The sequence below is a fragment of the Mesonia aquimarina genome (genome assembly GCF_003667275.1).
GTDB classification, from domain to species: Bacteria; Bacteroidota; Bacteroidia; order Flavobacteriales; family Flavobacteriaceae; genus Mesonia; species Mesonia aquimarina.
Window position 1 is genome coordinate 83,288 of sequence record NZ_RCNV01000012.1, and the last position, 24,969, is coordinate 108,256.

At 33.4% G+C, this 24,969-nt stretch carries 10 protein-coding genes and 1 pseudogene; 10 read left to right on the plus strand and 1 reads right to left on the minus strand.

Annotation, left to right across the window (positions count from 1 at the left end; translation table 11 throughout):
• Positions 1–192 precede the first annotated feature (192 nt).
• From D9R05_RS13910 to D9R05_RS13930, 5 genes and pseudogenes are all read left to right on the plus strand, one after another.
• Positions 193–4,254, plus strand: coding sequence for a T9SS type A sorting domain-containing protein (locus tag D9R05_RS13910; protein WP_121667839.1), 4,062 nt, complete (start codon positions 193–195; stop codon positions 4,252–4,254).
• 6 nt (positions 4,255–4,260) lie between these two features.
• Positions 4,261–4,464, plus strand: coding sequence for a hypothetical protein (locus tag D9R05_RS13915; RefSeq protein WP_121667840.1), 204 nt, complete (start codon positions 4,261–4,263; stop codon positions 4,462–4,464).
• 127 nt (positions 4,465–4,591) lie between these two features.
• The gene (locus D9R05_RS13920) at positions 4,592–5,344 is read left to right on the plus strand and encodes an enoyl-CoA hydratase/isomerase family protein (protein ID WP_121667841.1); all 753 of its coding nucleotides are present in this window, start codon (positions 4,592–4,594) and stop codon (positions 5,342–5,344) included.
• Positions 5,345–5,414: 70 nt separating this feature from the next.
• Positions 5,415–6,014 carry an acyltransferase gene (locus D9R05_RS13925; RefSeq protein ID WP_121667842.1) on the plus strand — a complete coding sequence of 200 codons (600 nt, stop codon included), beginning with the start codon at positions 5,415–5,417 and terminating at the stop codon, positions 6,012–6,014.
• Positions 6,015–6,278: 264 nt separating this feature from the next.
• Positions 6,279–7,471 (plus strand): annotated as a pseudogene (locus D9R05_RS13930) (IS3 family transposase).
• A gap of 190 nt (positions 7,472–7,661) precedes the next feature.
• Here D9R05_RS13930 and D9R05_RS13935 read toward each other — a convergent pair.
• Positions 7,662–10,178 (minus strand): LamG-like jellyroll fold domain-containing protein, encoded by a 2,517-nt coding sequence (locus D9R05_RS13935; RefSeq protein WP_162985000.1) that lies wholly within the window; start codon positions 10,176–10,178, stop codon positions 7,662–7,664.
• A 209-nt stretch (positions 10,179–10,387) separates the two neighbouring features.
• Here D9R05_RS13935 and D9R05_RS13940 point away from each other — a divergent pair, with 209 nt between their 5' ends.
• The 5 genes from D9R05_RS13940 to D9R05_RS13960 form a co-directional block, all read left to right on the plus strand.
• The gene (locus D9R05_RS13940; RefSeq protein WP_121667844.1) at positions 10,388–14,269 is read left to right on the plus strand and encodes a response regulator; all 3,882 of its coding nucleotides are present in this window, start codon (positions 10,388–10,390) and stop codon (positions 14,267–14,269) included.
• Between the two features lie 213 nt (positions 14,270–14,482).
• Entirely contained in the window at positions 14,483–17,716 is a 3,234-nt protein-coding gene (locus D9R05_RS13945; RefSeq protein WP_121667845.1) for a T9SS type A sorting domain-containing protein, read from the plus strand.
• Between the two features lie 94 nt (positions 17,717–17,810).
• Positions 17,811–20,090 carry a gliding motility-associated C-terminal domain-containing protein gene (locus D9R05_RS13950; RefSeq protein ID WP_162985001.1) on the plus strand — a complete coding sequence of 760 codons (2,280 nt, stop codon included), beginning with the start codon at positions 17,811–17,813 and terminating at the stop codon, positions 20,088–20,090.
• A 22-nt stretch (positions 20,091–20,112) separates the two neighbouring features.
• Positions 20,113–22,593, plus strand: coding sequence for a T9SS type B sorting domain-containing protein (locus D9R05_RS13955; RefSeq protein ID WP_121667847.1), 2,481 nt, complete (start codon positions 20,113–20,115; stop codon positions 22,591–22,593).
• 107 nt (positions 22,594–22,700) lie between these two features.
• Positions 22,701–24,969: PKD domain-containing protein (locus D9R05_RS13960; protein WP_162985002.1), on the plus strand; the 2,269-nt coding region annotated here is incomplete at its 3' end.

A 24,969-nucleotide genomic window follows, 5' to 3' on the forward strand; every position in this document is an offset into this window, starting at 1 on the left:
AGAATGCCTTGTATAGGCATTTTTGCTATTTTGTAAAGTAATGTTATTCAGTGTTTTATTTTGTTTTCCTTAGAAAAACCGTACCTTTATACTACATAAGCAGCTGATTTTATGTTTTTAAATCATTTATTTTACCGATCTAATTCGGGTGCAAGATTGTAAGTGATTTAGTTTAATTAAAATCTACTTATTATGCGTATTTGTTTTTCTTACTTAAAGAGTGTTCTCTTTATTATTTTAACTTTTTTTTCTTCTGTTCTTTTCTCACAACAACAAATTTACCTTCAAGATTTTGAAACCAATACGGGTTACTCTACTAGCGTATCTGAGTTTATAGCTGGCAATGATAATGATTATTTTAAACGAACTAACGAATCTGCTATTAATGCTAGTTTTACAAATAAACAAGGAAACTATTTTTTTGCGGCACAAAATATAGACGGAAATGGAAACGCTTTACCACTAAGTCTTTCATTGAACAATATTAATATTTCAAGTTTTATAGGCTTAGAGGTTAGGGTTTATTTAGCAGAAGATGATGATGGAACTAATCAGGATTGGGATGCTACAGATTACGTTCATATACTTTATGATATTGATAATTCAGGAGCTTTTACAAACTTACTAAATGTAGAGTCTGATTTGATTTCTGGTAGTAATGGAGAACCGGGTATAGATGAGAATTTTAATGGCGTGGCAAACAATAAGCTTATTACCGATAATTTTGAACAATTTTCGGTGTCCATTCCTTCTACAGGAAATAATTTAGATATTAAAGTAGAATTCGATTTGAATTCTGGCGATGAAGATATTGCCATCGATCATATTGAGGTAATTGGTTTTTCATCAGGAACTAATCTTCCACCTAAAATTAGTAATATTCAACAAACACCTTCCGTAGTGAATTCTTCAAATACTGTGGCTATTTCTTCAGCAATAACAGATACTGATGGTATTAATACAGCGGTTTTAAAATGGGGGACAAATAGTTCTAATTTATTAAACTCCATACCACTTACAAATTCTTCCGGAGATGTTTATACAACTAACTCTTCAATCCCTGCACAACCTGATGGAACATTAATTTACTATCAAATTGAAGCAACAGATTCAAATTCTAATTCAAAAATAACTAGTTCAAATGTACAATCTTATACTGTAGAAAACCCTATGCCAACAAGTTTTATAGCAATACAAAGCTTTGATAATGAAGGGCCGGTTTGGGAGTATTCTACTAATACCAATTTTTTTAATAATGGAGATGATGGTTTTTATGATGTTATCGGGGCGAGGAAAATATCTGAGTTAGATAACCCGAACTTCAATCAGCAGATATTAGCCGAAAATGATCTTGATAACACTAACGGAAATGGTACTTCTGGTTTTGCAACAATAACTTTTAATACAATAGATATTTCAACAAATACTAATGTACAGCTGACTTTTGATTATCAATTAGATGGCTATAATGCAAATAATGATGATGCAAAATATGAACTTTTCTACGATGGAAATTCACAAGGAGAAGTTTTTATTTTAGACGGAAATGGAAGTATAGAAGATAAAGTGGGTGAAATAATTGAAAATATTCCAAACACAGTTAATCAAGTTAGTTTAAAAATAGCCATTCGTAATAATGGTAATACAGGGTTTTCTGGTTTTGATAATTTTAGTTTAGAGGAGATTACTAATTTTCCGCCTGAAATTTCTAGTGTTACTCAAAGCCCTTTAGCAGCGAACGTGACTTCAGCTGATGCGGTTACGGTTTCTGCAGATATTACGGATACCGATGGAATTAATTCAGTTGAAGTATTATGGGGAACCTCTAGTGGAAATTTAACCAACACTATTGTAATGAGCTCTGCTTCAGGTAATATTTATACAGCAAATACAGCTATTCCAGCACAACCCGATGGAATCAATATTTATTATCAAATAGAAACAACCGATAATTATAGCACGCCTGCTTCATCAACAAGTAACGAATTTAATTATGAAGTAAATGACCCTATTCCGCCGCCTGATTTAATTATTACCGAAGTGGCTGATCCAGTTGACTTTTCAACATCCACTAAAAATCGATTTGTCGAAATATATAATAATGGCACTGCAGCTATAGATTTAGATGCTCAAGAAATTTATTTAGCAAAATATAGTAATGCAAATAATTCTACAACTACCTCTATTGCGTTAACAGGAATAATTGAAGCGGACGATTATTTTATTATTGCAACTGATGAAACTAATTTTGAAGCTGCCTATGGTTTTAAACCTGATGAAACAGGTTCAATAACGGGCAATGGAGATGATCCTTACGCGCTTTATATTGGGGGAGATGCAGATGATGGCGATTTATTTGATGTTTATGGAGAAATAGGTGTTGATGGAACGGGAGAAGCTTGGGAGTATGAAAATTCAAGAGCTTTTAGAAACAGTGTTTCTACAAGTCCAACTACCATTTGGAATGCTAATGAATGGACTATTGTTTCGGGAACCTCTCCTTATGCAACTCCGGCAGCAGCAGAAGCAGACTATGTTTTTGATTCCGGATCTTGGTCGCCAATCACACCTATAGGAAATATTCAACCTGATGAAAATATTAAAATCATTTCTGGCGATGTGATTTTTGATCAGGTGATAGCCTTAAATTCATTGACGCTTAATAAAAATGCTAGCTTAGCAATTGAATCCCACTTGAAGCTTTATGGAAATCTATATGCTTATGGCGAGCTCTTATTTAAAAGTAATTCGATTACCGAAACAGGAACTTTAGGAGCAATGGATTCTTCTTCAGAAATAAATGGAAAGGTCCGTATAGAACGTTTTATACCTGCCAAGCGTGCGTTTCGGTTTTTGTCGTCTTCAGTTAATACAGACAATTCAATCAATCAAAATTGGCAAGAAGGAGTGCATAATACGGGAACAAATTTTCCGGCAGATAATATGAACCCGAATGATGGTTTTGGTACACATATTACGGGAGATATAAATGGAGCTAATGGGTTTGATGCCACACTTTCAGGAAATCCTTCTCTATTTTTCTTTAATAACATAAATCAATCTTGGGAAAATATTCCCAATACCGATACCGAAATTCTGCAAGCTGGAAAGCCTTACCGGATTTTGATAAGAGGAAGTAGAGCAATTAATGTTACTGATAACAATGCCACGCCTACCGATACTAAATTAAGAATGAATGGAGAGTTAATTTCTGGAACGCAAAATTTCACCAATTTAACAAGCAATGTGAATGAATTTAATTTTATCGGAAACCCCTATCAAGCGGTTGTTGATATGAATAGTGTCTTGTCGGCAAGTATAAATATTGATGCGAATGAATATTATGTGTGGGATCCAAATAAAAATACACAAGGCGGTTATGTCACTGTTACTTTACCTTCTGGAGTGAATTCTGATGGGTCTCCAGCAAATGAATATTTACAACCTCACCAAGCTTTTTTTGTTGCGCCTAGTGGCGGAAGTAATCCTGAAATTATTTTTGAAGAAAATCATAAAGTCAATTCGGCGCATACCACAGTTTTTAACGGAAATGAAGATCTAACAATGACGGTGCAATTACTTAAAGAAAATCAAGCTAACTGGATATTGAGTGATAGTTTTATGGTACTTTTTAATAGTAATTACTCAAACCAAATCAACCAAAAGGATGCAAGAAAACTAGGGAATATTGATGAAAATATTGCCTTAAAAAATACTGCCGACTTTTTGAGTGTAGAAAGGAGAGCAGAACCGATTGAAGGAGATTCACTAGTTTTTTTCAATAGTAATTACAGAACTACAAATTATAGATTAAAAATAACAAAACCTGATTTTGAAAACGTTAAGACTTATTTATATGATGATTTTCTTAATCAAGAAACAGAATTAGCAAATGGAGAAAATTCTATTGACTTTTTAGTAGATCAAGCAATAGAAGAAAGTATAAGTTCAGAGCGTTTTTCAATTTATTTTGAAGAAGAATTAAACATTAATGCCTATGAAAAAGCTGATGTTAAAATGTACCCTAACCCTTATGAGGACGGGAAATTAATCTTAGAAATTACAGAAATAGATGAACAAAAAATGGACCTGAAAATTTTCAATCTACTAGGTGCAGAAGTTTTTAAAGAACAAGACAAGTCTCTACTGAATAATAAATTAGTAATACAAAAGCTACGTTTAGCTCCCGGAATTTATACTGTTCAATTAATAGGAAATTCGTCAACAAGTGTTAAAAAGTTAGTTGTAAAATAATTGTCTATGAATTTACGAATAAAGAAAGCAATAATTTTTTTAGCCCTAGTTATTTGTTGTGCTAATTTTGTGGAAGCTCAAACTTTACCTGGTTTTCCTACCGATGTTGATGATGAAACACCCACAGCCCCAATAGACGGTTTTATAAGTATAGCAGCTGCTGTTGGAATTTATTTAGGACTGAAGGGAAAATCTAATTCTGAAAATTGAATGCTAATCATAGGTTAATTTTATTGCGTTTAGGATGAACAATTGTTAGTTTTGGAATCGATAAAAAAGTAAAGAATTTTAAAACAGTACGTTTTTGAAATTTATCATTCAAAATAAATAATTGATTATGACAGATCCTTACGTAAAACAACATATTGAAAACAATATAGCAACAATCGAATTTTTTCATCCGGCGCACAATTCCTTACCAGGAAATATATTGGCTCAATTAGCCGATACCATTACGGAAACGGGTAAAAATGATGAGGTTTTAGTAATAGTTTTAAAAAGTGGTGGAGATCGAACTTTCTGTGCAGGAGCAAGTTTTAAAGAATTAATTTCAATTGAAAACGAAAAAGAAGGCGAAAAATTCTTTAGCGGATTTGCTAATGTAATTAATGCTATGCGTAAATGCCCTAAATTTATCATCGGTCGCGTGCAAGGTAAAACTGTTGGTGGTGGCGTTGGTTTAGCTTCAGCAATGGATTATTGTATGGCAACTAAATTTTCGGCCATAAAATTAAGCGAGCTTAACTTGGGAATAGGACCATTTGTAGTAGGGCCAGCGGTAGAGCGTAAAATCGGCGTTAGCGGAATGTCTCAAATTGCTATTGATGCCAATTCATTTTATTCACCAGAATGGGCAAAAGATAAAGGATTGTTTACGAAAGTATTTGACTCTACAGAAGAATTAGACGATGAGGTGCAAACTTTGGCAGAGCAACTTTGTGGTTTTAATCCTGAAGCAGTTAAGGAAATGAAACAAATGTTTTGGAGAGGAACTGAAGATTGGGACGAACTTTTGCAAGAACGCGCAAAAATAAGCGGTCGTTTAGTACTTTCTTCTTTTACAAAGGAGAAGCTTAAGCGTTTTAAGTAAAAATAGTAAAATTGAAAACTGTAAAGCGATAAATTTAAACTCAATCGCTTTGCAGTTAAATTATATAATTATGATTTACGCTTTTAAAGGTCACATCCCCGTTGTTCACAAAAGTAGTTTTGTACATCCATTAGCCGCTGTTACCGGAAATGTAATAATTGGAAAAGATTGTTACATCGGTCCGGGAGCTGCAATACGCGGGGATTGGGGTGAGATTATATTGGAAGATGGTGTTAATGTACAAGAAAATTGTACTATCCATATGTTTCCAGGAAAAAGTATCACTCTAAAGAAAAGCGCTCATATCGGTCACGGAGCAATTATACACGGGGCTAATATTGGAGAAAATGTATTGGTTGGCATGAATACCGTCATTATGGATGATGCCGAAATTGGAGATGAATCTATTATAGGCGCTATGGCATTTGTAAAGGCAGAAACTAAAATTCCAAGTCGAAGCCTAGTAGTCGGCAATCCTGCGAAAGTTATCAAACAAGTTTCTGATGAGATGATTGCGTGGAAAAGTGCCGGAACTAAGTTATATCAGCGTTTACCAACTGACTGTCACGAAAGTTTAGAAGAAGTCGAGCCACTTCGTGAAATTCCAAAAAATCGTCCGAAGCAAGAAAATTTTTATCAAACATTAAATGAGTTTAAAAGTGATTCTTAAAATTAATTGTTGATTATATATAGATAAAAGAGACTGTCTAAAAAGGCAGTCTTTTTTCATGGTTAATAAGTTGATATTTTGTATTTTCATTGAATGAAATCAAATCCAGTTAGGAAGACCAATGTTCAGGGGCAACTAAGTCTTCTTCCTCCCAGTTATGATGATTTTGTTCCAGAGAATCATCCAATGGGTATTGTTATTGAAATTATAGATCAGATACTGCAATTACTACATTAGACTGGATATAGAGTTGAATGAATATTATTGCAAGTTGTTAACTTAGCAATTATGAGACGTAAAGCCAAACATTACAAATTAGAGTTTAAACAGAAAGCAGTAGAATTAAGTTATGCCAAAGGCAGTGTGAAACAGGTTTGTGAGGATCTGGATATCTTACCTGCTGTTCTTTACCGCTGGCGTAAAGAGCAAAAGAATTATGGTAAGAATAGTTTTCCCGGTCGGGGCAATCCTAAAATGACCGATGAACAAAAAGAGATGGCTCGCTTAAAGTAAGACCATAAAAGAAGCTGAATTAGAACATGATATCTTAAAAAAGGCGATTGGCATCTTTTCCGCAAGCGACAAGAAGAATACAGGTTCATAAAACAGCATCGTATGAAATTTCCTGTTGAAAAGATGTGCACTATGTTAGCCGTGAGTAAATGTGGTTATTATCAATGGTTGAAATCCGGTACCAGCAGCCTCTAGAAAGAAAATCAGAAGCTTTCTTCACTAATCAAAAATATATTTGAAGATAGTCACTAAAGCAATGGATCCACAAGAATAAAAGCTGAATTGAAAGCCCTAGGCTTTAAGGTGTCAAAGCCACGGGTATAGCCCGTATTTTGTATGTAAAGAGGAAGCGAAAGTTTAAGACAACCACTAATAGTAACCATAAATATCCCACAGCACCAAACTTTTTGAATCAATGCTTCAGTGTGGCCAAAGCTAATCAAGTATGGGTAAGCGATATCACTTATGTTCAGACCAAACAAGGTTGGAGTTACCTAAGAGTGATCATTGATCTATTTAAAAGAAAAGTTATAGGATGGGCTTTTAGTGATACCCTAAATACCGAGGATACTTTTATACAAGCTTGGCAGATGGCTATTAAAAATACCACACTCACGCAACCTTTGATATTTCATTCAGACCAAGGTATTCAATATGCCAGCCAAAGATTTACTAATCTACTTAAAAGTTATAATGGCCTGGTAAAGCCATCTACGAGTCGGTAAGGAAACTGCTGGGAAAATGCCGTAGTGGAATCCTTTTTAAAATCTCTAAAAGTAGAGTAGGTATATTGGCATAAGAACAAGCTTAGATCACAGGCAGAGTTATCTATCTTTCAGTGGATAGAAACCTGGTACAATACCAGAAGAAAACATTCTTATTTAGGTAACAGAGCCATTAAAGAGTTTGAAATAGATATGTGTAATCAAAAACTAGCAGCATAGTCACTTAAACTTAAAGTCCAGTTTTTTGTTGCAACTCCAATTTTCAAAAAATTTATAAATAGCATTAAGATAAAGCATTTTTTCATAATTAAAATATTGGTTTTATTTAGTTTTAATTTTTTGGATGAATCAAAAAAGCCTAGCGTATTTTAATTTTAATACACTAGGCTAAAAATTTTAAAAAATACTATTATTCAATAATAACTTTCTTAATTCCCATTTTTTTACCATTACTTAATAGGCTTACTAAATAAACTCCTGGGGCTTGATTACTTAAGTCAACAGGAATTGATTTTTTATTTAATGAGTTGTCAAGTTTTTTTATTGACCTTCCTAAATAATCATAGATGATAATATTGTTAATTTTTGTGTTTTCAGAATTCACATAAAATTTACCGGTAGAAGGGTTAGGGTATAGGCTTATATTATTCAATTTAGAAACGTTTTTTACGCTTAGTTCTTCCATGGGGGAGTTTCCAAATGAAATTAAATAAGAACTTACAATTAAATGTGGATTAAAGCCATCATCACAATTTGTACAAGTCGATCCAGAAATACAATCAGGATTGTTTGGGTGACAAAAGTCAACATAACTTTCATCAAAAACATATTTAAGCTCAACACTGTTTTGTTGAGAAAATGCATTCATATCATAGTCGAAAAATTGTGCGATGGTTCCAGGACACCAGCCAGCTCTATCGTGATACCAAGTTCCTGCTTGCGGACTACAATTATCTGGGTTGGGGTCACAATTATTCCAGTTATGTTGAGTAAATGTCTCTTCTCCATTTACCCAAATATGGTGGGTGTTTTCTAAAAATTCAGCTGCATTAGCAGTGTTGTTTTCCCCCCAACCGTGACCAGAAGAAACTAATTTTATTTTTGAAGTTTCAGTATTAGCAGGGTAGTTTGCTGTAATGTTTTCTGTAGGTTGTAAATTAGCCATATCTCCAAATTGATAGGTTTGATACCATAATTTTCGAATAGAACTATATGGATGATTTGGAATACCTGCCTGGTAATTCAACTCTAAAGTGTATAGGAAACCATTTCCTTGTGTGCCAAGATTTACTCTAAATTTTGTTTTACCTTGGAGTAAAGAGCTAAAGTCTGTTAAGTCGATTTCACTTTGACAACTAACACCATAAGGCGTTAAATAACGAATTATTTCATACCATTCTCCATCTTTTCCTTGTGCTTCTACAGAAGAGATTCTATCCCAAGGATCACAGCCTCCACTAGGACAATCAATATAAAGTGTTCCTATAATTTGATCAAATGCTCCAATGTAGCTAGGTAATTCAGCTTCAACAGTTTTAGTAGGGTAATCTGAATTTACCCAAACCTCATCTGTAGCAAGTTTAATTTGATTAGTAGTATTTTCTACCAGATTAAATGTTTGAGAAGTATTGTCGGAGGCGCCATAATTATTTGTTGCATTTAAAGTGATCTCGTGAGTTCCATATGCAGTAGGGGTCCACCAACCTGTATAATACCCGTTTTCATGATTGGTTAATGTTACTGTCTCTCCATTTATTTCAGCTGATATATCATCAACAGAAAAGAGTTCTGGATATTCTATTTCTGCTTTTACTGCTATTTTTAAAGGAATTAGATTAGGAGCATAGACATTTTCATTAAGCGGATGTAATATTTCTGTTTCTGCTAATACTGCTTGAGGGTCTAAGACTTGAAAACTTACAAAAACTTCTTCTGCAGGATCAAAATCTTCATTTCCAGCTTGGCTAGCTTTTATTGTAACCTCTCCTGGATTACCGTCTAAAGTAATCATGTTTTGATTTATTGATGCAGGGCCAGAGACAACTTCAAAGCTGATTGGGAGTCCAGAGTTTACATTTGCTTCTAATGCAAAAGGAGCATCCGTAGTTAATTTGTTAGAAATGGGGTTAAAATTGATAGCCTGAAAACCGGATTCTAACTCTCCATTAAAATTTGAGTTTTCTCCTGTTAATGAAAAATTATTTAACGTAGCATTTTTCTCTTGTGAATTTCCTTCAGCAAAGAGTTGAGAAATATTAGTATTGTTTCCTCCAGGTGTACCTTGATTAAATTTATAATAAACTTCTAATCCAGTTTCATTACCATCTAACTCATTTGCTATCATATCTTCGATTTCTGTAACCGAAAGAGCCTTGCTCCATAAAGATACTTCGTCTGCTCGTCCTTTATAAACAAAGTTGAAACCGGACTGAATACTTTTTCCTATAGAAAAGGGACGGTCGTTAGACTGAAAAGTTCCAGATGCAGAGCTAGTTCCTACCGAGACACCGTCTATAAAAAGTTCAAGTGTATCTTCATTAAAAACCCAAGCAATATGTTGCCAAACACCTGCTTGTATAATCCCATCGGGAGTTACTACTTGATGAAGGCCAGTTGAGGTTATTACTCGACATTCAAGTTTTCCATTATTCAATTGAATAATATACATTTCTCCATCACCAGTTCCTCCACCTCGAATACTCATCATTCCTTGACCATATATGAGCTCATCTGTATAAAACCAACCTGCCATAGTTATGGTGTTAAGATTATTTACATATTGTGCAGCGTTTGGAAGCTCTGTAAAATCGTCAACCCCATCAAAATGTAAATATTGATTGGTTTGAGCTATTCCGAAATAAGATGATATTAAAAATATGCAGGCAAAAGTAAGTTGCCTAAAAAAGTTGTTCTTATGTTTATACATTCTATTATTATTAAAGTTAATTATAATAGATGTATTATGATGTAGTGTGTAAGGGCAAATATAAAAAAATATTTTAAATAAATTATGATAATTGCAAAAATTATTATGGCTGTAAAATAAAAGAAGAATTAAAGCACACTTTCTTTTGTCTAGAACATTCTTTAACATATTTTTAAGCAATAGAGCCTATAAAGGATTTATAGATTATTATGATGAATTTGAAATATACCTTCTTTTTTATACTATGGTTTTGTTTACCTTTTATTTCTGTTTCGCAGAGTGTGAAGCATATAACTGTTGATGATGGTTTGCCTCAATCTTTTGTTTCTGGTGTTGTTCAAGGTGAAAATGACTTTATTTGGATTGCAACAAGAAATGGTTTGGTGCGCTTTGATGGTAATAATTATAAAGTTTTTCAGCACGAACCTAGAAATGAAAAATCGTTAGCTTCAAATTTAATAATGCATATAGAAAAAACTCAAGACAACACTCTTTTAATTAGATATGAGTCAGGAGAAATCGATGCTTTAAATATGTCTACTGAGAATGTGGACCATTATATAGACAAAGCATTTATTTTAAAACATAATATTTCAGACAATAATGAAACTTGGTTGATAACTGCTAAAAAGGAGCTATGGTTTTTCTCGAAAACTAATAAGCTTAAAAGAATTAGTTTAAATAGAAAGCAGAATGATAGTGAATTCGATTTTAAGAACGACACTATAAGGGCTTTATTTGAAGATAATAAAAAAAGGTTTTGGGTTCTTTCTCAAAATAATATTAGCTGGTATGATGAGGTTAATAATAGTTTTGTTAGTGAAAAGATTCCTTACCAAATGAACTATAATAATGATGCTTATTTTGGATATGATGTTCCATATGTTTATCAAATTAATGATGAAGAGATAGTTTGGTCTGATAAAGAGTTCCTTTATAAATATAGTCTACAAAAAAAATCTTTTAAAAGAGATGTTTTACCATTTAAATTAAAATATAGTATAAAAAACATGAGTGTTTATGATTGTGATGTAGCTTATTTTGTTCATAATCAAAAACTTTACTCGTATAAGGATAGTGTGTCTCATATTGCCGATCTACCTATGAAAACAAACAATTCAGTAAAAACCTTTTTACTGGATAAGTCAGGTTTATTATGGGTGGCATTAAACACCGATGGTGTTTATCAAATTGATTTTTCGCATCAATTTAAAAACTTCACCTATGAAGATAGTTTTTTAGTGGATATTCTGCAAAATTATTACGAAATAGATATTAATTCTGAAAAAGATATAATTTCTGAAGATAAATTCTTTTTGCCTTTATCTTATTATATGCGTTCTTATACAGCAAAGAATGAAATTTGGATTGCTCTTAATGAAACTGTTTATAATTACAATTTTGAAACAGGTGAAAGAAATAAGTTGCCAAAACTAAATTCTGTAAAGAAAAATCCAGATCCTATAGTAGGTTTGACTTTGATTGATAATTATAAGTTAACAGCTATATTAGAAAGCGGAAAGCTAATGTGTTATGATTCATTAGAAGTCAAATGGGAAGCCTTATCGGAAAAATTTAATGCAGCTATAGATGAGAACGGGAAAATTAAACCAAATGGATTATTATTTGCTGAAAATAAGTTGTGGATTATAACAAAGTCAAATGGTCTATATTTTTTTGATTTAGAAAATGAGTCTGTAGAAAAGATTAGTAATAAAGAGTTCCCAGTTTCAAATTTAATAGATATCATAAATGATCCAGAATTCGATCATATTTTATGGATTGCTTCTTATAGTGGATTAATAAAGTTTAATACTAAAAACTTGAAGAGTACAATATACTCTACTAAACAAGGTCTTCCTGATAACACGATTTATTCGATTTTAACAGATGATAACGGTTATCTTTGGTTAGGAACAAATGCAGGGCTTTGTAGGTTTAATACAAAAGATTTTTCACAGAAAACATTTACATCTGCTCATGGTATTTCTCTATTAGAATATAATAGACATCATAAATTAGTACTTCCAAACGGTTTTTTTGCATTTGGAGGTACAAAAAAGGGAGTTCGTTTTAATCCATTGAATTTAAAAACAGATCAGTTTAATCCTCTTACATCTATTACATCAATAGAAGTAAATAACCAAAGTATAGATACAATTAGTAATAGTAATTCTGTTGATGAATTAAATCTTTCTTATAAAGAAAATAGTTTGTCTATACAGTATTCAGCATTACAATTTAATCAACCTCAGGATATTAATTACAGGTATCGTTTAATAGGTTATGATAAAAATGGAGAATGGAAAGAAGTTGATAAAAGAAGACAGGCAATTTATACGAAAATTCCTCCAGGTGAGTATAGTTTTGAGGTAAATGCATCAAACACATCTGGAATTTGGAGTGATAAAATAAAAAAAATGACCATAAAAATATCTCCTCCATGGTGGAAAACTTGGTGGGCTATAGTTCTTTATATTTTAGTGTTTCTTTTTTTTATTTTTATTTATATAAGATATCAGGTTAATCAAAAAGTGATGGCTAATCAGGTAGCATTAAAAAACAAAGAAGCTATTCGTTTAAAAGAATTAGATGAAGTTAAAAGTAAATTTTTTTCAAATATTACACACGAGTTAAGAACTCCCTTATCTTTAATTTTAGGCCCTGCAGAACGTCTTAAAGCAAAGCTAGATAAAAAAGAGGATAAGAAATTGTTAAATATAATCCTTCAGAACGGAAAAAGTCTTTTAGGTCTAACAGATCAGCTGTTAGATTTTTCAAAAATTCAAGCAGGTGTGCTTAAGCCAACATATTCAAAGGGGGTTATAGGTGAAGTTATTTGGGATGTTGTTGATGCATTCAAGGAAGAATTGAGTAATAGACAAATAACGTTGTCTTTTAATAATTCCTCAAGTGGAGTTTTTTCTTTTTCAAAAGAATTTTTAGAACGAATTGTCTATAACTTGTTATCTAATGCTATTAAGTATAACAAGGAAAATGGTAAGATTTTTATCGGTTTAAGAGAACTTGATTATGGAATAGAGATTAAAATAGCAGACACAGGAATAGGTATTTCTGATATTCATTTAAAGAAAATTTTTAATCGGTATTATAGAGAGAACTCAATTGAGAGTAATACAACAGGCAGTGGTATAGGCCTGTCTTTGGTGGAGGAACTGGTTAATTTACAAAATGGAGAAATCACAGTGAAAAGTCAAATAGAAAACCCTTCAGGGACGACTTTTACTATTATTCTTCCGTATAAAAAAATAGAAGAAAATAAAGCTTCCTTAAAGAAAGGGGCTAGTTGTAAGCCAGATTTATACAAAGATATAGTTCTAATTGTTGAAGATAATATAGAATTGAGAGAGTTTATAAAGAATTGTTTAACAGCGTATTATCAAGTAGCTGTCGCAGGAAGCGGAGAGGAAGCTTTACAAGTTGCTCAAGAAACTCTCCCTGATGTTATTATTACAGATGTTATGATGGGAGGAATGAGCGGCATAGAATTATGTTCTAAACTAAAAAGAAATATAATAACTAATCATATTCCTATTATTTTATTGACAGCCAAAACAGATACTGAAAGTAAATTAAAAGGCTTGGCAGCAGGCGCGAATGAGTATTTATATAAGCCATTTAATTTAGTTGAGTTAGAGTTAAGGATAAAAAACTTGATTGACTTTAGGAAACAACAACGAGGTTTTCTTTATGAAAACTTACATAAGTTACCCGATAAAAATAAGCAAATACCTCAAGAGTTGAATACTTTTGAAGAGGATCCTTTTATAAAAGAAGTTCTAACAATTGTAAACTCAGAATTAAATGATGAACAATTTAATGTAGAGCGTTTAGCGGAGAAGTTAAATATGAGTAGAACAAGTTTGCATAGAAAAGTAAAAGCGATAACAAATACATCTGCGGGTCAAATAATAAAATTACAACGTCTAAAAAGAGCAATAGAATTATTTACTGAAGATTTTACAGTTTCAGAAGTTGCATATCAAACCGGTTTTGGAAGTCCATCTTATTTTTCTAAGTGTTTTAAAGATATTTATGGGGTTACTCCAAGTCAATTTATAGAAAAATAAAGCTTTTTTATCTGTTAAAATATAAGATTATTCTTAGTTTGAAGGCTTGTGTTTATTAGCTTGAAACATATTTTATATTTAATGAAACATTATTGATACTGCTTTAAGATGTTTTATGTTAATTTTATGAAAAATTTTGATTAAAAGCTTAGATGTATTTTGTTGTAGTGTAACGTGTCTAATGATTAATCATCAACCTAAAACTTAAATTTTATGAAAAAAATTACTTTTATAATTTTATTATGTTTCTGTTGGAGTGCTTACGCTCAAGTAGGTCCAATAGAAGTAACAGGATTTAATGAAGATGTTATTGCCAACGGAGTTGGTCCAATGTCAGAATCTACTTCAATACCAATTGATGCAGATTCATTTTGTTATTTATCTGAAGATTGGAAATTAAATGAAGGTGATGCTGATATAACAGTAGGTTTACCAGCAACAGGACTTATTTCTAGTCAAGCTACTACAGGTTTAACCTATCAGGTACCTACTGAAGATGAACCTTATGAAGGAAATAACTCATTAAGAATAGATCAAGCCGGAGTAGATAACGGAGGGACTTTCACTTTAACAACTCCTGAAAAATTTTCAATTTTATATTTTTTAGTAACATCGGGTAGTGGTTCGTCTACTATTAAGGCTACTGTTAATTTTGAAGATGGCACAACCCAAGAATTTACGGGGTTATCTATTCCTGATTGGTACCAAACAGGTTTGCCAGTAGAAATTTCGGGAATAGGTAGAGGAGATATTTCTAATAACAATGTAGAAACACCGTTTAATAACCCTAAACTTTTTCAGTTGACATTGGAAATTTCTGTAGCCAATCAAGCAAAAAATATAGAAACGATAGATTTTGAAAAAACTAATACCGGAGAAGCTGTGTTCAATGCTATAGCTGTAAGTGGAGAACAAGCAAATGATTGTTTAGCTCCTTATGATATTGCAGTTTCAGATGTAACTATGACAGAAGCTGAAATAAGTTGGGAAAGCATCCCGGAAATTGATGAATGGGAAATCGAATATGGAGAGATTGGTTTTGAGTTGGGTAATGGAACTATTGTAGAAGATACAGATGGTGCTATAGGTGAAACTTTAGAGTCACTCTCAGCCGCAACTCAATATGAAGTTTATGTAAGGTCTATCTGTGATGATGGAAGTGAGAGTGTTGATGTTGGTCCTGTTTCATTTAATACACCAATTTGTGATCCATTAGAGCAATGTAATTATACTTTTGTATTGTCAGATCAATATGGGTACGGATGGTACGGTAGTGTTATGGAGGTGAGACAAAATGGAATAACTGTAGCAACATTGCAATCGCCGGGAGGCGAAGGAATGAATGTGGAGGTTCCTATATGTGACGGGTATGATTTTGAATTATTTTGGTCAAATGCGGGTACTTGGTCTTCAATTGTTGAAATTGAAATTAAGGATTCGTTCGGCACTACGATTTATACTAAAAATGCGGGTGAAGGGACAGCAGGTACCACTCTTTTTTCTACAACAGCTTCATGTCCAGAATCTCCTGAAAATGATAATTTAGAGAGTGCTATAAGTTTAGATTTAAATGCGGAATGTACAGGAGATTTATATCATAATGTAAGCGCTACATCTCAAGAGGGAGAACCTATTCCGTCTTGCTATTTGCCAGAAGATACAATTGATAACACTATTTGGTTTTCTTTTGTAGCGCCTGAAGTTGGAGCGGTGGTAATAACTACGGATATTGATCCATCAGATTTTGACTCTCAATTAGCTGTTTATAATGCTCCTTCTAATGTCAATGATTTATCAACTCTTACTGAGGTAGTAGCTTGTAATCAAGATATTAGTGAAGAGAATACCACATCTCGATTGGAAATAACAGGATTAACAGCAGGAAACACTTATTATATCCAAGTAGATGGTAAACAAAATTCTCAAGGCAATTTTTGTATTGTTGTAAATGAAATTCCTTGTCCTGATCCTTCAGGCATTGAAATTACTAATATTATGGGGAATTCTGCTCAAATAAACTGGGAATCAAATGGAATTGAAACATCATGGGAAATTGAATACGGAATACCCGGATTTAGTTTAGGTAATGGCACCGTAATAGTTGATGAAGATGAACCTGAGTATTTACTTAATGAATTATCGATTGATACTGCTTATGAAGTTTATATTAGAGCAATTTGTGATGGTGAAGCAGGCAATCCTATAGGACCTGTATCTTTTACTACTCCTCCATGTCCTGAAAATATAGAGGTTTTGGTGGAAGAAGGTAATTGTAGTGCAATTGTAACCTATAATGCGCCTCAATCAGCAGATGGAGGTCCTTCTGAAAATTTAATCGTAAACCCTAGTGGAGAAGATGGTTTAGACGGTTGGACTATAGACGCAAATGGGGGTAGCGGATGGGCTGCGCAAAATGGAGGTTTTGTAACTTCTTATAGTAATTGCGAGAAATCACAAATTATAGATTTAGGAGAAGCAGGTTTTTCAAATGATCAAATGGATTCAGCTCCCACTATTACCATATCAGAAGATTATCAAGGGACAAGTTCTAATAAAGCAGATAAATATTTTTTGATTGTTGAACTTAGAGATTCAGAAGGGAATGTTGTTGTAAGTTTTGATAGCGGAGAAATCACTACAGATGCTACTTCGCAAACAATAACACATACTTTTTCTAATTATGGATCTGGAGTAAGGAGTATTTATTTTCTTCACGGAGGACGAGATGCTGAAGGATGGGGAGGAAATTTTGGTTCTAAAATGAAAAACGCACAAGTTTTAGTAAATCTTCCTGCAATAGAGGTTATCCAAACTGAAGGATTAGCAAACGGAGAAGAATTTCCAATTGGAATTACTACCAACGTATTTGAAATTACTCAAGGAGAAGAAGAACCACTTATTTGTTCTTTTGAGGTAAATGTATTAGATGTTGAAGAACCTAATGCAGTAGCCAATGATATTAGTATAGAAATGACAGAAGGACAAATGGTAAGTTTAACTCCGGAAGATATAGATGCGGGCTCAACAGATAATTGCGAGATATCATCTATGAGTTTGGATGTTGTGTCTTTAAATTGCGATAATTTAGGAGAAAATGAAGTGCTTCTAACTGTAATAGATGCTAGTGGAAATACATCAATAGCTACGGCTACGGTAACATTAACAGATCCTAATCAATTCTGTGAACTTAGTGTTGGGCAAGCAAAAGAGTTGTCATTTAATATATACCCAAATCCAACACAAGGAGATATTACTATTGAAACTAATGCCAATACAATTAACAAAGTAGAAATTTATGATGTTAATGGGCGCCTAATTAAACTTATCACCCCAAATAGTAATAAGGTTTTCAATAGTAATATCTCTAATTTTAATGCAGGAGTTTACTTCGTGAAAATTTACGGGGATAATAATACAAGTGTAGTTAAGCAATTGATTAAGGAATAAATGATTTAATTTTTTAAACCCCTCCTTGCATTTATAATTATAATTGCAAGGAGGTTAAATGTTTAAAAAAAATAAATTTGTTAAAAAGGAAAATATGATGAAAGAATGCTTAACAATAAAGTTAACAATTGCTTTTACATTTTTGTTTTTGTTAAATGTGGATATTCAAGCACAAAATGGAGATTGTGTAATAACTACTATAAACTATGATTTTGAGGAGCCACAAATTGATTCATCTTCTGGTTGGCCCTCTATGGAGGATCAAGATAATGTGCCGGGATGGCAAACAACCGCTTCAGACGGAGTCATAGAAGTTTGGCCAAGCTCTAATAATGGAGGTAGCGTTACAGCTTATTCAGGAAGTCAGTATATAGAATTAAACGCTAATGAAGTTTCTGGTGTTTATCAAGACTATCAGACACCTATAGAAGGTGCGGAGTTTAATTATAGTTTTGCCCATGCGGCTCGTAATTCAGCTCCAAGCGGTTCAGATATTGTAGGGGTGTATGCAGGTGCTCCGGGAGGTACACTTACGTTAATTGATCAATATTCAACAGAGGTAAATACAGGTTGGGATTTAAAAACAGGAACATATATAGTTCCAGCAAACCAAGGTGTAACTCGCTTTGAGTTTAGAGCTATTTCTACTGCTACGGGACAGCCTACTGTCGGAAATTTTTTAGATGCTATTGAGTTTACAGCTAATTTTGGTATTCTGTCTCAAAATCCACTTACTATATCCTGTACAAGCTCAATATCTGTGGAGGCTTTAGGGGATGGGCAATGGATTGCCGATGATAGTAGTAATCCCTCTCCTGCAGTTGTTACAGACCCAAATTCAGGTAGCACAACTATTACGGGCTTTGATAATGTAGGGACTTATACTTTTGCGTGGACTAATCAAGTTTGTTTTGATTTGTTGACTGTTGAAGTCGTTCAAGGGTCAATTCCTGTAAATACTATTGCAGCAAGTTTACCTTCGGTTTGTGATGAAGATAACGATGGTCTTGTGTTTTTTAACCTTACACAAGCTGAAGATTTATTTGTCGATAATCCGCAAGAATATCAGATTGAATATTACATGACACAATCTGCTGCAGACACAGAAGATTCATCTGGTCTTATTGATTCACCGGAAAATTATAGTATACAGACAGGAGAAATAACGAATGTTTTTTTAAGAATTAATCAAGGAGATTGTCATGAAGTCGTTGCTTTAAATCTATCATCATACTTTATACCAAAAATTCGAAATACAATAGACTTAAACACTTGTGATAATAGTACGGGGGTTTATGTTGTTGACTTAACATTAAACGATACTAATATTATAGGTAATCAAAATCCAAGTACTATTGATATAGGATATTATTTAAGTCAGGTTGATGCCGAAAATGATCAAAATGAAATTACAGACTCTGCAAATTTTGAGTTGAGCGCCATGGGGTGTGAGACAATTTTTGTAAAGGTGAAAAACAGTAACCAAGAACAATGTTATCAAATTAGCAGTTTTGAGGCATGTGCTATAGATGTGCTTATAAATAGCCCGCAAGATTTACAGTCTTGTACAATTTCAGATAACGGATTAGCATATTTTAACCTTACATCAAATAATACTACTATTCTAGATGGACAAGATCCTTCATTATTTGACATTAAATATTTTACATCCTTAGATGATGCAACGAATAATACAAATGAAATAAGTACTCCGCCAAATTATTTAGCTTCCAACCAAACGCAAACAATTTTTGTTCGATTAGAGAATAGTCAAAATTCAACATGTTTTGATGTAGATAGTTTTGTTATCGAATCAGAAAAGGTAGCTGTTGTTGAAGCTGAAGAACTAACTTCTTGTGTTAATGAGGACTCTTCGTCTTTTGATTTAACAGCAATAGAAAGCGATTTAAATTTATCTCAAGATAGGACATTAGTTGGGTATTATAGTTCATTAGAAGATGCAGTAGAAGATTCTAATAAAATTTCAAATCCACAGGATTTTGTAAATTCATCTAACGTAGAAACCGTGTATGCTTATGTGGCGACAAGTCAGCAAACTTGTTTTGAGGTTTATTCAATTCAACTTGTATCAGAAGTTTGCGAGCCTTTTATACCTGAAGGCTTCTCGCCAAACGGAGATGGGATAAATGATGTTTTTGAAATTAGCGGTGTTTTAGAGAATTTCCCCAACTTCAGGCTTGAAATTTTCTCTCGTTACGGTCAAAAAGTTTATCAAGGAAATACAAATAAAGACTATTGGAATGGTACTTCAGAGGCCGGTAATGATCTGCCCACAGGCACATATTACTATGTTTTAGATTTAAATGATTCAACATCAGAAGTAATTAAAGGTTGGGTTTATTTGAATAGGTAACATTTATTGAAAATATACAACAATGAGAAATAAGAAAAAATATAAAGATATATTGAAAGACAGAAGCAAAATTATTTGTTTACGATTTACAATTGTTTTTATGCTGTTATTTTTGAGTAATACTACTACTTTAGCTCAATCAACCTTAGTGGCAGAAATAACAGGAAACCCTCCGGATATTTCTGAGTGGACACCCGTAGGAGTTGATATAGAAGGGGAGGAACTAGTGCTAACAACTGCCAACACCTCGCAAACCGGATCTATTTTCTTTTCACAACCTTATAACTTGAATCAATGTGATAAATGGCGAGTAGAATTTGATTTTAGAATCTTTGACGGAGGAGGAGCAGACGGATTAGCATTTTGGTATTTAGAAAATCCCCCCACAGATTTTGTTTTAGGAGGAAGTTTAGGATTACCTAATAACTCTAATGGCTTAAAAGTTTGTTTTGATGTTTATGATAATGATAATAATAACCCCAATCATAACCCGAACCCTGAAGTTCAGGTATATTATGGAGAAGGATACGATGAAACCTTCCCTGATACAGATATGTTAAAAGCATATGTTCCGGAATTGAGGAGCCCTCAATATAAACATGCTGAAATTTCTTGGGATAACTTTCAAATTGAAGTCGTTATAGATGATGAAGTTGTTTTAACGGGAGTACCTACACCATTTGATGGTGTAGAAACAATACTTGAAGGGTATTTTGGATTTTCTGCTTCTACGGGAGCTATAACAGATCGTCATAGCCTAAAGAACGTTCAAGTTTTTATAGATGCTATTGAACTAGAAACAGATTATGTTCAGATTGAAAAATGTGATCAAGACGGAGATGGCTTTGAACAATTCGATTTACTTTCAGTTGAAAATCAATTTTCAACAAATGGTGAGTTTACATATCACACTAACGAGTTAGAAGCTGCTTTTGACCTTAATCCAATCCCTGATACTGAACTTACAAACTATACAAACCAAGAAGCGTTTTCTGGAGAGATTGTATATGTGAGAGTAGAAAATGATGCCGGTTGTTACGTACTAGGAGAAATAGAATTAGGCTTTTTATCTTCTCCAAATGTAAATACTGTTTTAGCTAATATAGACCCTACTTGTGATAGTGATCAGACAGGGGAAGAAAGTTATGACCTAACACAAACGGAAACTATTTTTATAGATAATCCTAATGATTTTCAAATTAATTATTTTGAGTCACAAGCAGATGCCAATCTTGGTAATTTAGCAAATGCAATTTCTTCTCCAACAAATTTTAGTGTTCAAGCCGGAACAACAGAGACCATATTTCTTCGTATAGACAATCAAGGGTGTTATGAAGTAGTAGCGCTAGTCTTATCAGCCTATACAGTTCCACAAATTAAATCACTAGAACAATTAAACACTTGTGATAATAGTACGGGGGTTTATGTTGTTGACTTAACATTAAACGATACTAATATTATAGGTAATCAGAATCCAAGTACTATTGATATCTCATATTATTTAAGTCAGGTTGATGCCGAAAATGATCAAAATGAAATTACAGACTCTGCAAATTTTGAGTTGAGCGCAATTGGGTGTGATACAATTTTTGTAAAGGTGAAAAACAGTAACCAAGAGCAATGTTACCAAATTAGCAGTTTTGAGGCATGTGCTATAGATGTGCTTATAAATAGCCCGCAAGATTTACAGTCTTGTACAATTTCAGATAACGGATTAGCATATTTTAACCTTACATCAAATAATACTACTATTCTAGATGGACAAGATCCTTCATTATTTGACATTAAATATTTTACATCCTTAGATGATGCAACGAATAATACAAATGAAATAAGTACTCCGCCAAATTATTTAGCTTCCAACCAAACGCAAACAATTTTTGTTCGATTAGAGAATAGTCAAAATTCAACATGTTTTGATGTAGATAGTTTTGTTATCGAATCAGAAAAGGTAGCTGTTGTTGAAGCTGAAGAACTAACTTCTTGTGTTAATGAGGACTCCTCGTCTTTTGATTTAACAGCAATAGAAAGCGATTTAAATTTATCTCAAGATAGGACATTAGTTGGGTATTATAGTTCATTAGAAGATGCAGTAGAAGATTCTAATAAAATTTCAAATCCACAGGATTTTGTAAATTCATCTAACGTAGAAACCGTGTATGCTTATGTGGCGACAAGTCAGCAAACTTGTTTTGAGGTTTATTCAATTCAGCTTGTATCAGAAGTTTGCGAGCCTTTTATACCTGAAGGCTTCTCGCCAAATGGAGATGGGATAAATGATGTTTTTGAAATTAGCGGTGTTTTAGAGAATTTCCCCAACTTTAGGCTTGAAATTTTCTCTCGTTACGGTCAAAAAGTTTATCAAGGAAATACAAATAAAGACTATTGGAATGGTACTTCAGAGGCTGGTAATGATCTGCCCACAGGTACGTATTACTATATCTTAGATTTAAATGATTCAACATCAGAAGTAATTAAAGGTTGGGTTTATTTAAATAGATAGGCGTCAAGTTGAAATTTAACAAGCTATAAGGTAGGATTTCTTATAGCTTGTTGTTTTATAAAAGCAACGAAAGCACAAAAGCTTAATGATTAAGAATAATATAATTTATGAAGAAAATACTCTCTATATTAATCTCAATATTTTTTTCCGTATGGGTGTACGCTCAAGAATATAATATGGGAGAGCAGGATATTATTAATACCTGTTCAGGAAATTTTTATGATTCCGGAGGACCCGACGGTACTTACTCTTCTTTCAATGAAGAATCTAGCCTTATGACGATATGTCCGGATGAGGATGATATGAGAATCCAAGTTGATTTTTCAACATTTCTTTTATTGGGTGATGATGCATTACACGTGTATGATGGGGATTCTACCGATGCGCCTTTAATTGATATTTATGAAGTTGGTAATATTCCCGACGTAATTTTAGCGGGAGACCAGAATACATCCGGTTGTTTAACTTTTGAACTCGTATTAGACGGTTCATTTTCTCCTGGGCCAGGATGGCAATCAGAAATTTCCTGTATAGAGCAATGTCAAACTATAGACGCTAATATAACAGAAGTGTCTCCTTCTACCTTCGACGATGACACCGGGAGTTACACCGTAAGTTTTTCTGATGAAGTGACTTTTACAGCAGATGTTATTTTTGAAGACAGTCCTGCAGGAGCACAATATAATTGGGATTTTGGAGATGGAGAAACGGCAAATGGAATAAATGTCTCTCACCTATATGATGGTCTAGGGACATTTACAGTAGAGTTAGAAGTTATTGACGAGAATGGCTGTAGTGTTACAGTTAGTATACAATTGGAGATTGTTTTTGCCGATCAGGAAGGAGACTGTATGATTACAACTGTTAATTATGATTTTGAGGAACCAACGATTATGCAATCCGGTTATCCCTCTTTTATCGACGATGTAGATGTTCCAGGCTGGTCAACCACCGCTTCAGATGGAGTAATTGAGTTCTGGCCTAATTCAACCGTTCTTGGAGGAATAAATGCTTATTCTGGAAATCAATATATTGAACTAAATGCAAATGAGGTTTCTGGTGTCTATCAAGATTATCAAACGCCTGTTGAGGGTACTGAGTTTTCTTTTATTTTTGCACATGCTGCTCGTAATTCAGCCGATTCAGGAGAAGATGTTGTAGGAGTTTATGCGGGATCTCCAGGAGGAACACTCACTTTAGTTTCTCAATACTCTTCTGAAATTGATGCTGGCTGGAGCTTAAAAGTAGGTTCTTATACTGTGCCTGCTGGACAACCCGTTACACGTTTTGAATTTAGGGCTATATCAACCGCTACGGGTAGTCCTACAACAGGAAATTATTTAGATGCGATACAGTTTACCGCCAATTTTGGAATTATATCAGAAAACCCTCTTTCTATTTCTTGTGTTAACACGATTAATGTTGAAGCTTTAGGAGTCGGCCAATGGGTAGCGGACAATGCAAATAACCCTTCTTCTACCGTAATTGACAATCCAAATTCCGGAACTACAACAATTTCAGGTCTGGATAATATAGGTACTTATACCTTTAATTGGGTCAATGAATTTTGCGAAGACACATTGACCGTTGAAGTAACAGAAGGCGATATAACGTTAAATACAGAATCAGTAGAGGTTTTAGGCGGATGTAACTCGAATACGGAACCTTCATTCAATTATGATTTATCTGAAACGCTTACTGAATTTATAGATAATCCTGAGGACTATGAAGTTTCTTACTATGAAAATAGTAATGATGCACAAGACGGTAATACTGCTAATTCTATAGATGATCCGGAAAGTTATAGCTTTCCGAATGATATTGAAGTTACCGTCTTTGTTCGAATTCAGGAACCCGAAGAGAATTGTTACAGAGTAGTAGATATCAATGGAGTTATCTATGCTCAGCCTTCAATCCAAAATATAGAGTCTTATGCTGAATGTTCGGTTGATGATGAAGAAATTTCAATTGATTTAACAGCTAATAATTCTGATATTTTAGGAGATCAAACGAATCCAAATTTTATAATAACTTATTATGAGTCAGAATCAGATGCACTGGCTGATGACAATGAAATAACAAATCTTGATAATTATGTTTTACAAGAGGGCTGTTCAACTTTATATGCAAAGATAAAGAACAGTTTAAATGAGGATTGTTTTGATGTATCGCCTTTTCAAGTTTGTTTATCAACTGTTTCAGTTATTTCTATATCTAACCTAGAAGAATGCGATTCGGACAGTAATGGGAGTGCAGTATTCGATTTAACTCAAAACGATTCGGTAGCATTAGGCGCAGACCAAGGGTCTTCCGATTACAGTGTAAGTTATTATGAGGATGAGGCTTCAGCTGAGGCGGGCACACCTGCAATAGGCA